This is a genomic window from Nocardia sp. NPDC005746, assembly GCF_040630785.1.
GTDB lineage: Bacteria > Actinomycetota > Actinomycetes > Mycobacteriales > Mycobacteriaceae > Nocardia.
Window position 1 is genome coordinate 280,052 of record NZ_JBEXYE010000001.1, and the last position, 12,617, is coordinate 292,668.

The following is a 12,617-nucleotide window of genomic DNA, read 5'->3' on the forward strand; positions in this document are numbered from 1 at the left end:
CCGAACGTCACAGTGACGTTTCCACTGTGACCTCCGGGATGGGCCCTCCTTAGGGCCTGGACTGCTCCATCATGCTGACAATCCGCTCCAGATCGTCGATGGAGCCGAATTCGACAGTGATCTTTCCCTTGCGCTTGCCGAGGCTGACCGTGACGCGAGTGTCGAACGACTCCGACAACCGCTCCGCCACATCCTGCAGACCCGGCATCTGAATCGGCTTCCGCTTCGGCGCCGGGGGAGCGGCCGCATCCGGATTCCGGTTCGCCAGCGTCACCGCTTCCTCGGTGGCCCGAACGGACATGCCCTCGGCGACGATCCGCGCGGCCAACGCCTCCTGCGCATCGGCACCCGCCTCCAGCGCCAGCAGAGCGCGCGCGTGGCCGGCGGACAAGACGTTCGCGGCCACCCGGCGCTGCACCGGGATCGGAAGCTTCAGCAGCCGAATCATATTCGTCACCACCGGACGCGAACGGCCGATCCGCGAAGCCAGTTCCTCATGGGTGACGCCGAACTCCTCCAGCAGCTGCTGATAGGCGGCCGCCTCTTCGAGCGGGTTCAGCTGCACGCGATGGATGTTCTCCAGCAACGCATCCCGCAGCATGGAGTCGTCGGCAGTCTCGCGCACGATGGCGGGGATGGCTTCCAGCCCCGCCTCCTGGCTGGCCCGCCACCGCCGCTCACCCATGATGAGCTGATAGCGGGGGACCGGCCCGGACTCGACCTGACGCACCACGATGGGCTGCATCAGACCGAATTCCTTGATGGAGTGCACCAGTTCGGCCAGCGCCTCTTCTTCGAAGACCGAGCGCGGCTGCTTCGGGTTGGGCTCGATCTGCTGCGGTGGGATCTCGCGGTACACCGCGCCCGGGTCCGCGCCGTCGGCCGACTCGACCGGATCGGGGACCCGATGCAGGTACGCCGACGCGGGCTGCGGCCCAGCCGGATCGATGCCGATGACGACATTGGCCGCGGCACTGCCCAGCCCGCCCGGTGTGGTGGCCGGTCCGGTCGGAATCAATGCCGCGAGGCCACGCCCCAGCCCGCCCTTCTTCGCCTGACTCATCGGCCTACCGATCCCTTCCGTTGTTCACCGTCACCGCCGCCGAGATTTATCTACACACCGGATTGTGCGTCCGAAACGGGCACCGGCGCGGCTTGGCGCGCCGAGTTCCGCGACGCGATCTCACGACCGGCGTCGAGGTAGCTCATCGCACCCCGCGAGCCCGGATCGTAATCGAGGACGGTCATGCCGTACCCGGGAGCCTCCGACACCTTCACGCTGCGGGGGATGACCGAACGCAGCACCGCGTCACCGAAGTGTGAGCGGACTTCCTCGGCCACCTGATCGGCGAGCTTGGTGCGGCCGTCGTACATGGTGAGCACGACGGTGGAGACATGCAGTCCGGGATTCAGGTGCGCCTGCACCAGACCGATATTGCGGAGCAGCTGACCCACGCCCTCGAGTGCGTAGTACTCGCACTGGATGGGGATCAGCACCTCCTTGGCGGCGACCATGGCATTGACGGTGAGCAGACCCAGCGACGGCGGGCAGTCGATCATCACGTAGTCGATGTCGTACCCGGCGAGGTTCGCTTCCTGGATGGCGGCCTTGAGGCGGCCCTCACGGGCGACCATGGAGACGAGTTCGATCTCGGCGCCGGCGAGGTCGATGGTGGCGGGGATGCAGAGCAGTCGTTCATTGTGCGGGCTCTGCTGGATGGCGTCGCCGACCGAGCACTCGCCGATGAGGAGTTCATAGCTGGACGGGGTGCCCGACTGGTGGGGGATGCCGAGCGCGGTGCTGGCATTGCCCTGCGGGTCGAGGTCGATGACGAGGACCCGCATGCCCTGGATGGCGAGCGCGGCAGCCAGATTCACGGCCGTCGTGGTCTTGCCCACGCCGCCCTTCTGATTGGCGATGGTGATGACGCGCTGTTCTTTGGGACGCGGAATGTGGGCGTTGGTCCCCGACAGCACCTGACTGGCGCGCTGCGCCTCGGCGGCAATCGGGGTGTCGGCGGAGATGTTGCCGTAGGGGGTGCGGCTGAACTCGTCCGTATCGAAGGGACCGCTATCGAGCATGCCGGGAACCCGAGACGTTGTTTCCCGTGAAACATTCGCCGGACCGTTGGACATACAGGCTCCTAACCCCGAGAACTCAAAGACACGTGGCCGAGCTGAAATTCGCGCGCCTGGCAGCAGCAGCCGCGTCACTGCGTTGTCACTGAGGGCTGGCTGGAATCGGCTGGAAGTCGTTCATTGCTCGACGTTCATTAGCTTGCCAGTAGAGGACACAATACGGAAGTTGAACGCACAGCTTCGCACCACGACACACCCCGAGGCGACTCAAAGATCGCGAGGGGGCGCATGTTTCACGGGAAACATCGCTTCGTCAGTGACGCTTCGAAGGCGGGGTCCCACGACCCCCGGCTTTGCGCTCAGCACTCGCCGCTTTGCGTTCCGCACTGCCTGCCTTGCGCTCAGCACGACGCTCGGCGCGGGCCAGCCGCTCCGCGCTGATGACGAAGGTGGGCGTCTCGAGCACTCCCACACCGCATTCCAGAACTTCGGCGTGACCCGCGCCCGCTTTGGTGAGCTCGTCACGATCCCGCTCGAGTTCCTCGGCGGCGCTGATTCCCTTGAGGGCCAACATCCGTCCGTGCTCGTGCACCAGCGGCATGGACCACCCCGCGAGCTTCGCCAGGGGAGCGACCGCACGGGAGGTGACGATGTCCGCGCCGCCCGCCTCCTTCTTCACGCCCGCCTGCTCGGCGCGGCCGCGCACGATGACGATATTGTCCAGCCCCGCCTCGGCCGCGAACTCGGCGAGGAAGACGGTCCGGCGAAGCAGCGGCTCCACCAATGTGATCCGGAGATCGGGCCGGGCGATGGCGAGCGGGATGCCGGGGAGGCCCGCGCCGCTGCCGATGTCGACCACACGCGCGCCGGGCGCGATGAGGTCACCGATCACCGCGCAGTTGAGGATGTGGCGATCCCAGAGCCGGGGAACCTCCCGGGGGCCGATCAGTCCGCGCTCCACACCCGCGGTCGCGAGCGCGGTGTAGTACTGCCGGGCCTTGTCGAGCCGATCGCCGAAAACGACCGCGGCGGCGGCCGGGGGATCGACCGGACCCGGAGCGGTCATCTCGGTGTCTGGTTCCACGTGAAACATCCTTCCGGGGGGACGACTATAGCTAAAAGAGTAGGGCCCCTGGGTTTCCGAAACCCGGGGGCCCTACCGCTGCGATCCGCGTGTCAGCCGGGGAGTACCACCACGTGACGATTCGGCTCGACACCCTCACTCTCGCTCACGACACCGTCGATCGCGGCCACGGCGTCGTGCACGATCTTGCGCTCGAACGGAGTCATGGGGGAGAGCGCCTCGCGCTCGCCGGTTTCCAGCACGCGCTTGCCGGCCTCGGCGCCGAGCGCGCTCAGCTCCGAACGACGCGCGGCCCGCCAGCCCGCCACATCCAGCATGAGCCGGCTGCGGATGCCGGTCGCCTGCTGCACGGCCAGCCGGGTCAGCTCCTGGAGCGCGTCCAGCACCTCACCCCGGCGGCCCACCAGCTTCGCCAGATCCTTGCCGCCGTCAATGCTCACGATGGCACGGTCGCCCTCGACATCGAGGTCGATATCGCCGTCGAAGTCGAGGACATCCAGCAACTGCTCGAGGTAGTCGCCGGCGATCTCGCCCTCTTCGATGAGCGCTTCCTCGGCGTCGCTCGCGGCGCCCGGTGCGGCCGTCGCTGACGTCACAGTGGGATCCCCTCCGTCGGTTTCAACAGTCATGGTTGTTTCCTTCATCTGGAGTTGTAAGTCTCAGCGACGCCGCTTCTGGTTGGCGCGACCACGGTTGCCCGACCGCTTCTTTCCGGTGGTGGGCTTGGCGCCGGCGGCCGGCTTGGCGGGCGCGGGGCTCACACCATTCTGCGACGCGTCCTCGGCGGCATCGGTCACGGCGTCCTCGACCTTGGTGCCGGACGGCTTCTTGCGGACGTCGACCGGCTTCGCGCCCGGCTTCGGGGCGTTCTGGGCGCGTCGCTCGAGAGCGGCCTGCTTCTTCTCCTCTTCCTCTTTTTCGATCTTGCCGAAAACGAGGTGCTGCTGACCATAGGTCCAGATGTTGTTGGAGACCCAGTAGATCAGGATGGCGACGGGCAGGAACGGACCACCGACGAGCACGCCGAGCGGGAACACGTAGAGCGCCAGCTTGTTCATCATGGCGGCCTGCGGGTTGGCCGCGGCCTCCGCCGACTGCCGGGCCACCGAGGCGCGGGCGTTCATGTGGGTCGCGATACCGGCGATCACCATGAGCGGGATCGAGACCAGCGCGATGACCAGCTTGCTCGGCACGCCGCCGTAATCGGCGAAGGACTCCAGGACCTTCGCCGGCTCGGTGATGTACGCCGACAGGGGAGCGCCGAAGAGCCGCGCGGTCAGGAAGGACTGGACGTCGGCCGCGGAGAAGATGTAGTTCGGGGTGTGGGCGTTGTCGTAGGGCGACATGCCCAGCTGCCCGATCCCGGTGCCGGTGCGGTTGAACGACCGCAGCACGTGGAACAGACCCAGGAACACCGGAACCTGCAGCAGCACCGGCAGACAGCCCATGAGCGGGTTGAAGCCGTGTTCCTTCTGGAGCTTCTGCATCTCGACCGTCATCTGCTGACGGTCGTTCTTGTACTTCTTCTGCAGCTCCTTGATCTGGGGCTGCAGCTCCTGCATCTGCCGGGTGGTGCGGACCTGCTTCACGAACGGCTTGTAGAGCACCAGCCGCAACGTGAACACCAGGAACACCACGGCCAGAGCCCAGGCGAATCCGCTGTTCTTGCCCAGCACATACCCGAATGCCTGGTGCCAGAACCACAAAATGGCCGACACCGGGTAATAGATGAAGTCGAGCACGGCGCTATGCACTCCCGTCGTTCGTATCGCCGGTCACCGCGGGCGATGATCCTTCGTAAGCTGATGCCGCGCGCCGGTGCTTACGCTCCGGAACGGGGTCCCACCCACCAGGGTGCCAGGGCGCACATTTCGCCAGACGGACGGCTGCCAGTCCGAGTCCGACGAACAGTCCGCGGGTGCGCAACGCCGTCACCGCGTACTCACTGCACGTGGGAGTGAATCGGCACACCGGCATGCGGGTGGGGGAGATATAGGTCCGATACAGCTCGATGAGGAATATCAGAGCTTTGGCCGGTAATCCGGCAGCCGCGCGCAGCGCGCCCGCGGAAGAATGCGGCGCGTTCATGCGAGGGAGCCGAGCTTGCGCAGTCCGCTGTGCAACTGGCGCAGCAGTTCTTCGGAGGGCGCGTCGGCGGCACCCGGGAGGGCGCGAATGACAACATCTGCGCCGCCGGGCAATTCGGCCGTCAGGCTTGCGCAGATATGACGCAGGCGGCGGGCCACCCGGTGGCGTACCACCGCCGGACCCACCGCCTTGCTGACGATCAAGCCGAAACGCGGACCGCCCACCCGGATGGGTGGGGTCGATCCGTTCGCTTGATCGTCGTGTAGCAGTACGTGCACAACGAGGTCCCGTCTCCCGATCCGCCGGCCCTGGCGCACCGTCCGGGAAAAATCGGTGCGCCGGTGCAGCCGGTAGGGCTCAGGCAGCACCTGAGCGTCCAGCGGAGTGCGGGCGGATGGGGGACCGGAGACCGGACGGCGAGTCGCTCATACGACGCCGCATCCGGGGTTTCCGAATCAGGCGGTCAGCTTGGCGCGGCCCTTGCCACGACGAGCCGACACGATGGCGCGACCCGCACGGGTCCGCATCCGGAGACGGAAGCCGTGGACGCGCGCCCGACGACGGTTGTTCGGCTGGAACGTCCGCTTGCCCTTGGCCACGGTCAACACTCCTCTAGGTGGTGGACGTCCGGTGACGCCCGAAGCTGTTCGGTGAAACGGTGCTCTCGACGGACGGGAGTCCCTCGGCGCAATACCCTTGTCGGCACGGGCAGCAGACAGCCGCCACCGCACCATAGGGTGACTGTAGAAGGGTACTTACCCCCTGGACGAGGGTCAAACTCGGGGGTCGAGGCCCGATTTCGCGGGACTGGATCGATCGTTCCGCGTGGCGTTCGGGGAGGGTTCGTGTCGGAGCGCCGGTGTCGTGTACGGTCCTTCCCAGTCCCTTCCGGTGACCGCGGACGGCTTCGTCCTCCGCCCCGCGAGCGGTATTGCCAGCTGGTAGCTGTGAAGCCGCAGGTACGCGCCGGATCCGAGGAATCAGACACGCGGACGCGCGTATCCCCAGGTTGTCCACATCTGTGGATAATTGTGTGGAAATACCCCTGGAGTGGCATATTCGTAGGGCCGACGGTACCCGCCGACGCCCGGTGACTGGGGGAGCCGAGCAGCGCAACCGTCTGCTCCTATCGACCTACATCCGGGGAGGACTACGTTCGTGGACGACGAGCAGAATGTGCTGACGGCTGTCTGGCCGGAGGTGATCGCCGAATTGGCGAGCGGCTCCGCGGATGGGGAGATCCAGCCGGTCAGCAAGGCTCACAAGGCGTGGCTCAACACTATCGAACCGATCACCTTCGCGCAGGGGTTCGCCCTGCTCTCGGTGCCCGGCACGATGGCGCAGGTGACGGTCGAACGCGACTTGCGGGAGCTTATTCTGCGGTCTCTCGCCCGCCGCGGACTCCAGGTCGAGGGGCTGGGCGTGCGCATCCGCGCGCAGCAGAATCCGCCCGCCGGACGGTCCGCGAACGCACCCCGGCACGCCCGCATGACCTCCCGCCCGGAGCGTCCCCGCGAGCCCGAACCGACGCCCCCGGCGTACGCGCCCGAGCCGCCGATGACCGAGCGTCCACAGCCCTCGTACCAGTCCCAGCCGGAGTACGCGCCGCGCTACCTACCTCCCCAGGACTACCCGGGCGAGTACGACGAGCGCGAGGCTTATCCACCTGTGGAATACGGGCAGCCGCCGATGGCCGAGGAGTTGCCGCCCGTCACCGCCGACCGTCCGACCGCGCCCGAGCGGCCGTTGCCGGGTGGTGAACCGGCCGCCGCGCCCCTGGGCCAGCGGCCCGACCGGCGGCGGGACAACCATCGCGGCGCACCCATGCCGCCGGGACAGGAGTCCCTGTTCTCCCCGGACCCCGAGGACGAACCGGTCCGGTCCGCCCCGCAGCGGTACGCCGACGAGCCCGCGCCCCAGCGCTACGCCGACGAACCGTCCCCACAGCGCTACGCGGACGAACCCGCGCAGCAACGGTATTCCGACGAGCCCGCGCCGCAGCGCTATGCGGATGAGCCCGCGCCGCAGCGCTACGCCGACGAACCGGCGGTTCGCTACGAGGAGCCCGCGCCGCGCTACTCCGAGGAACCGGCCGCGCGCCGTCCGGTGGACGAGCCGCACGACGACGAGCCGGTGGTCAATGTCCGCAATTCGTGGCCGACCTACTTCAATCGGCCGCCCGAGCGGGAGCCCGCGCCCGCGCCGTCCTCGGCCAGCCTGAACGCGAAGTACACCTTCGACACCTTCGTCATCGGCGCGTCCAACCGCTTCGCGCACGCCGCGGCGGTGGCCATCGCGGAGGCGCCGGCGCGCGCCTACAACCCGCTGTTCGTTTGGGGCGCTTCGGGTTTGGGCAAGACGCACCTGTTGCACGCCGCGGGCCACTACGCGCAGCGGCTGTTCCCGGGCATGCGGGTGAAGTACGTGTCCACCGAGGAATTCACCAACGACTTCATCAACTCGCTGCGTGACGACCGGAAGGTGGCGTTCAAGCGCCGCTACCGGGAGACCGACATCCTGCTGGTGGACGACATCCAGTTCATCGAGGGCAAGGAAGGCATCCAGGAGGAGTTCTTCCACACCTTCAACACCCTGCACAACGCGAACAAGCAGATCGTGGTGTCCTCCGACCGGCCGCCGAAGCAGCTGGCGACGCTGGAGGAGCGGCTGCGGACGCGGTTCGAGTGGGGTCTGATCACCGATGTGCAGCCGCCGGAGCTGGAGACCCGCATCGCGATCCTGCGCAAGAAGGCGCGCATGGACCGCCTAGACGTGCCGCACGACGTGCTCGAACTGATCGCCAGCCGGGTGGAGCGCAATATCCGCGAGCTGGAGGGCGCGCTGATCCGCGTCACCGCGTTCGCGTCGCTGAACGGGCAGCCGCTGGATCTGTCGCTGGCCGAGGTGGTGCTGCGGGATCTGATGCCCGACACCGCGACGCTGGAGATCACGGCGGCCACGATCATGGCCGTGACCGCGGAGTACTTCAACACCACGCTGGAAGAACTGACCGGACCGGGTAAGGCGCGGCCGCTGGCGCAGGCCCGGCAGATCGCCATGTACCTGTGCCGTGAACTCACCGACCTCTCCCTGCCCAAGATCGGCCAGGCCTTCGGACGCGACCACACCACGGTCATGTACGCGGAGAAGAAGGTGCGCAAGGAGATGACCGAGCGGCGGCGTGTGTACGACCAGGTTCAAGAACTCACAGCCCGAATTAAACAGCGTTCGCGCTGATCCACAGTCCACAGGACCCCACGTCGTCTGACGTGGGGTTCTTTGCTTTCCGGGGTTGTGGATTCCTCGAGGAGTCCTCGAGGAAAGGGTGTGGAGTCCTCGAGGAATCCCACTGTTGTCCACGGGGTTGCGCACAGGTCGCTACTCACAGTGGTGCACAGGTGTCGATCCACAGATCCCACAGGTGAATTCATCCTCGAGGGCTGAGCTGCGCGGATGGGGTTTTCGGCTTGTGGATTCCTCGAGGAGTCCCTGTCAGGTCCTCGAGGAATCCACGGGGTAGTCCCCGGTTCCATCCTCATGTGGGTATCCCGGCCCGATTCGGGGGAGCAACTCGAGGATCACTCGAGGATGGCTGGGGAGTTCCCGGCTGACTCCACAAGCACCGGCTGTTCATCCTCGAGCCACCCCAACGACATCCCCACGCCGCCGCCTGGTCGGACCTGCGGAAACAGGCGAAGTCCACAGAACTAACAGGACCTACTACTACTTCAGTTCTTCATCTAGAGAAGGTTCTTCTAAAACAGGGTGTGTGGAAACTCGGGTGGGGAGGGCACGGTGCGATGGGCAGCTCCTCCACACCCGATCGGGAGGCAGGGAGGAGAAGGGAGAGGGACCGGTCCGCAGCGGAAGGCTCGGCGGGGTCGGGGCAAAGGCTCGGTGGGTCGGCGTAGGCGGGTCGGTCTCGCGCAGGTACGGTTTGGTGTCGGCCCCGTGTGCGAGACTGCCGATTACCGTTTCGAGATCCGAACGACCCCCAGTGGAGAGGACAGACCGGGCGATGGAGCTTGCAAGCATGAAGTTTCGGGTCGCCCGCGAGGACTTCGCCGAATCCGTAGCTTGGGTGGCCCGCAGCCTGCCGTCGCGGCCTCCGGTGCCCGTGCTCGGTGGCGTACTCCTCGTGGCTGACGAGGACGGCCTGACGGTGTCCGGTTTCGATTACGAGGTCTCCGCGCAGATGCGGGTGGCGGCCGAGGTCGCCGGTCCGGGCCAGGTGCTGGTGTCGGGCCGCCTGCTGGCCGATATCACCAAGGCGCTGTCCAACAAGCCCGTGGACGTGTCGGTGGACGGCACCCGCGTGCTGATCGCCTGTGGCAGTGCCAAGTTCTCGCTGCCGACCATGCCCGTCGAGGACTATCCCCAGCTTCCCGAGCTCCCGCCGCAGACCGGCGAGCTCGCCGTGGATCTGTTCTCCGAGGCCGTCTCCCAGGTGGCCGTGGCCGCCGGCCGTGACGACACCCTCCCCATGCTCACCGGCATCCGTGTGGAGATCGAGGGCCCGAAGGTGGTCCTGGCCGCCACCGACCGTTTCCGGCTCGCTGTGCGCGAACTGGAGTGGCAGCCGGGCCGTGCGGATGTGGAGACCGCGGTCCTGGTCCCGGCTCGCACCCTGTCCGAGTCCGCGAAGACCCTCGGCGCTTCCGATCAGCCGGTGCAGTTGGCGTTCGGCACCGGCACCGACGGCCTGCTGGGCATCGTGAACGGCGGCCGCCGCACCACCACCCGCCTGCTCGACGCGGAATTCCCCAAGTTCCGCCAGTTGCTCCCCAAGGAGCACACGTCGCTCGCGACCATCGCGGTCAGCGCGCTCACCGAGGCCATCAAGCGTGTGGCCCTGGTGGCCGAGCGCGGCGCCCAGGTGCGGCTGGAGTTCTCCGAGGAGGGCCTGCTGCTCTCCGCCGGTGGCGACGACGCCGGTCGCGCCGAGGAGTGGCTGGTCGCCGATTTCCGCGGTGAGCCGCTGACCATCGCCTTCAACCCCGGCTACCTGCTCGACGGCCTCTCCGCCGCGCATTCGGACCGGGTGACCTTCGGCTTCACCACGCCCAGCCGTCCGGCGGTGTTCCTGCCCGCGCCGGAGGAGGAGCCCGCGCAGCTGGAGTCGGGCGCGTTCGCGGCGCTGGCCGGAAGTTACATCTACCTGTTGATGCCGGTGCGGTTGCCGGGCTGAGCAGGTTTGGCGACCCATCGCTTCGGAGCGAACGACATACCTGTGCACAGTGTTGACAAACCTGTGAAAAACGCGGGGACGGTGGACTGACCGGATGTACGTGCGTGCGCTGTCACTGCGCGATTTCCGGTCCTGGGAGGCCGCCGAACTCGAACTTTCGCCCGGTGGAACGGTTTTCCTGGGGTCCAATGGGAACGGCAAGACCAACCTGATCGAGGCCATCGGGTATTTGTCCACACTCGGCTCACATCGGGTGTCGGCCGATGCTCCGCTCATCCGGATCGGCGCGCAGAAGGCCCGGATCGGCGCGACGGTGGTGAACACCGGCCGCGAGCTGCGGGTCGACATGGAGCTGAATCAGGGCACGGCCAATCGCGCCCAGATCAATCGGTCCCCGGTGCGTCGGCCGCGGGAGATCCTGGGGATTCTGCAGACGGTGTTGTTCGCTCCCGAAGATCTGTCGCTGGTGCGCGGAGATCCGGGGGAGCGGCGGCGGTTCCTGGACGAGCTGGCCACGGCCCGGCTGCCGCGCCTGGCCGGGGTGCGCGCGGATTACGAGAAGGTGCTGCGGCAGCGGTCGGCCCTGTTGAAAACGGCTGGGCGCAATGCCCGTTCGGGGGCGCGGGGCGCGGAGATGAGCACCCTCGATGTGTGGGACGGCCATCTGGCGGCCCACGGCGCGGTGCTGCTCGCGCATCGGCTGCGACTTGTCCACGACCTTTATCCACATCTTGCACAGGCTTATTCAGATATCGCGCCCGAGTCGCGGCCCGCGTCGATCGGCTATCGCAGTGCGAGTCTGCCGCCGGAATTGCTGGATTCCGCGCGTTCTCCACAGGACGATGACGAGGAGGCGCTCGAGGCGATCCTGTTGCGGGAGTTGGCCGCCGCGCGTCCCAAGGAGCTGGAGCGCGGGGTGTGCCTGGTCGGCCCGCATCGTGACGAACTGGATCTGATGCTGGGGTCCGCGCCGGCCAAGGGTTTCGCCAGTCACGGCGAGTCCTGGTCCTTCGCACTGGCTCTGCGGCTCGGGGCGTTCGAGTTGTTGCGGTCCGCCGGGACCGATCCGGTGCTGATCCTCGATGATGTCTTCGCCGAACTGGATCGCCGCCGTCGCAGTGCGCTGGCTCGGGTCGCCGCGGGCGCGGAGCAGGTATTGATCACCGCGGCGGTGCCCGAGGACGTTCCGCCCGAACTCGATGCCGCGCCGCAACGCGTGGAGACGACCGGGGAGGCGGATCGGCGGGCCTCCCGGATCGCGGAGTGAGGTTGCCCGAGTGCGTCGGCGGTGGGAATCGCCGAGTCGTCGGTGGCATGCGGCAGAATCACGTGACGAACCGAGGGTGATCATCCGGATTCCCAGGTGTGGAAGGAGTTGTGGATGGCCGAGTCGCCGGAAGCCGACGACCACACCCCGCGCGGGGGTGCGACCGGACCGGGCGCCGAACCGGAGTTGCGTGGAGTCGATCTGGCTCGGCGCGCCCTGGAGGAGGCGCGGGCCGCGGCACGCGCGGCCGGGAAGTCGGTGGGGCAGGGGCGGGCCTCGCCGGCCGCGCCGCGCAAGGGCGGCATCCGGGCATTGCGGCGGCGCAGCAGCTGGTCGGGCGCGCACCCCGACGATCGGGATCCGCAGACCTTCGCGTCCCTGGCCATGCAGTTGGCGAAGGGCCGGGGCTGGTCGGCCAAGGTCGCCGAGGGCACGGTGTTCGGCCGGTGGGCGAGCGTGGTGGGGGAGGACATCGCCTCCCATGCCCAGCCGATCTCGCTGGAGAACGGCGTGTTGAGCATTCAGGCCGAGTCCACGGCCTGGGCCACCCAGCTGCGCATGTTCCAGTCCCAGATCCTGGCGAAGATCGCGGCGGCGGTCGGGAACGGCGTGGTCAAGCAGCTGAAGATCAATGGTCCGACCGCGCCGAGCTGGCGTAAGGGCGAGCGGCACATCAAGGGCCGCGGCCCCCGCGACACCTACGGGTAGGCCGCTGTCACCGGGGTCCGGGCCGTGAATCCCGGCGTCCGCGCGCTGGTTTCACGTGGAACGTTCGGAGATCACGACGAACCCTCGCGCAAACGCCCGCGTGTCCGCTGGCGCATCGACCGCTGAGGCTCCCGGAACCGCCCAGACCCATAACGGGTCATGTCGCTGGTCGATTTCATGACCGTACGGCCCACTCAGGGGTG

The 12,617-nt window shown here is 67.5% G+C and carries 12 protein-coding genes; 4 read left to right on the forward strand and 8 right to left on the reverse strand.

The genetic code is table 11. From position 1 onward, the window contains the following. Positions 1–49 precede the first annotated feature (49 nt). The 8 genes from ABZ412_RS01275 to rpmH all read right to left on the reverse strand — a co-directional run bounded on the left by ABZ412_RS01275 (position 50) and on the right by rpmH (position 5,850). The gene (locus ABZ412_RS01275) at positions 50–1,063 is read right to left on the reverse strand and encodes a ParB/RepB/Spo0J family partition protein (protein ID WP_357274894.1); all 1,014 of its coding nucleotides are present in this window, start codon (positions 1,061–1,063) and stop codon (positions 50–52) included. A 50-nt stretch (positions 1,064–1,113) separates the two neighbouring features. Then, positions 1,114–2,136, reverse strand: a complete 1,023-nt coding sequence (locus ABZ412_RS01280) for a ParA family protein (RefSeq protein WP_357274896.1) — start codon at positions 2,134–2,136, stop codon at positions 1,114–1,116. Positions 2,137–2,392: 256 nt separating this feature from the next. Beyond that, the gene (gene rsmG, locus ABZ412_RS01285; protein ID WP_357088507.1) at positions 2,393–3,172 is read right to left on the reverse strand and encodes a 16S rRNA (guanine(527)-N(7))-methyltransferase RsmG; all 780 of its coding nucleotides are present in this window, start codon (positions 3,170–3,172) and stop codon (positions 2,393–2,395) included. An 83-nt stretch (positions 3,173–3,255) separates the two neighbouring features. Continuing rightward, positions 3,256–3,792: a protein jag gene (locus tag ABZ412_RS01290; RefSeq protein WP_357274899.1), complete on the reverse strand. Its 537-nt coding sequence runs from the start codon at positions 3,790–3,792 to the stop codon at positions 3,256–3,258. A 30-nt stretch (positions 3,793–3,822) separates the two neighbouring features. Then, on the reverse strand, positions 3,823–4,905 hold the full coding sequence (gene yidC / locus ABZ412_RS01295) for a membrane protein insertase YidC (protein ID WP_357275896.1): 1,083 nt from the start codon (positions 4,903–4,905) through the stop codon (positions 3,823–3,825). Between the two features lie 4 nt (positions 4,906–4,909). Then, complete coding sequence (gene yidD / locus ABZ412_RS01300; protein ID WP_357274901.1) at positions 4,910–5,251, reverse strand: membrane protein insertion efficiency factor YidD; 342 nt, start codon at positions 5,249–5,251, stop codon at positions 4,910–4,912. Beyond that, positions 5,248–5,619 (reverse strand): ribonuclease P protein component, encoded by a 372-nt coding sequence (gene rnpA, locus ABZ412_RS01305; RefSeq protein WP_357274904.1) that lies wholly within the window; start codon positions 5,617–5,619, stop codon positions 5,248–5,250. Before rnpA ends, yidD begins: the two co-directional genes overlap by 4 nt. 87 nt (positions 5,620–5,706) lie before the next feature. Next, positions 5,707–5,850, reverse strand: coding sequence for a 50S ribosomal protein L34 (gene rpmH, locus ABZ412_RS01310; RefSeq protein ID WP_033085250.1), 144 nt, complete (start codon positions 5,848–5,850; stop codon positions 5,707–5,709). Positions 5,851–6,409: 559 nt separating this feature from the next. Here rpmH and dnaA point away from each other — a divergent pair. From dnaA to ABZ412_RS01330, 4 genes are all read left to right on the forward strand, one after another. Next, positions 6,410–8,488: a chromosomal replication initiator protein DnaA gene (gene dnaA, locus ABZ412_RS01315; protein ID WP_357274906.1), complete on the forward strand. Its 2,079-nt coding sequence runs from the start codon at positions 6,410–6,412 to the stop codon at positions 8,486–8,488. Positions 8,489–9,269: 781 nt separating this feature from the next. Beyond that, positions 9,270–10,439: a DNA polymerase III subunit beta gene (gene dnaN / locus ABZ412_RS01320; protein ID WP_357274908.1), complete on the forward strand. Its 1,170-nt coding sequence runs from the start codon at positions 9,270–9,272 to the stop codon at positions 10,437–10,439. Positions 10,440–10,533: 94 nt separating this feature from the next. Then, complete coding sequence (gene recF / locus ABZ412_RS01325; protein ID WP_357274910.1) at positions 10,534–11,706, forward strand: DNA replication/repair protein RecF; 1,173 nt, start codon at positions 10,534–10,536, stop codon at positions 11,704–11,706. Between the two features lie 114 nt (positions 11,707–11,820). After that, entirely contained in the window at positions 11,821–12,414 is a 594-nt protein-coding gene (locus ABZ412_RS01330; RefSeq protein ID WP_357274912.1) for a DUF721 family protein, read from the forward strand. Positions 12,415–12,617 lie beyond the last annotated feature (203 nt).

Bases quoted from the DNA above. Each gene is read 5' to 3' on its own strand.
- ABZ412_RS01275 (WP_357274894.1), bottom strand. From the start codon at position 1,063: ATGAGTCAGGCGAAGAAGGGCGGGCTGGGGCGTGGCCTCGCGGCATTG.
- ABZ412_RS01280 (WP_357274896.1), bottom strand. From the start codon at position 2,136: ATGTCCAACGGTCCGGCGAATGTTTCACGGGAAACAACGTCTCGGGTT.
- rsmG (WP_357088507.1), bottom strand. From the start codon at position 3,172: ATGTTTCACGTGGAACCAGACACCGAGATGACCGCTCCGGGTCCGGTC.
- ABZ412_RS01290 (WP_357274899.1), bottom strand. From the start codon at position 3,792: ATGACTGTTGAAACCGACGGAGGGGATCCCACTGTGACGTCAGCGACG.
- yidD (WP_357274901.1), bottom strand. From the start codon at position 5,251: ATGAACGCGCCGCATTCTTCCGCGGGCGCGCTGCGCGCGGCTGCCGGA.
- dnaN (WP_357274908.1), top strand. From the start codon at position 9,270: ATGGAGCTTGCAAGCATGAAGTTTCGGGTCGCCCGCGAGGACTTCGCC.
- recF (WP_357274910.1), top strand. From the start codon at position 10,534: ATGTACGTGCGTGCGCTGTCACTGCGCGATTTCCGGTCCTGGGAGGCC.
- ABZ412_RS01330 (WP_357274912.1), top strand. From the start codon at position 11,821: ATGGCCGAGTCGCCGGAAGCCGACGACCACACCCCGCGCGGGGGTGCG.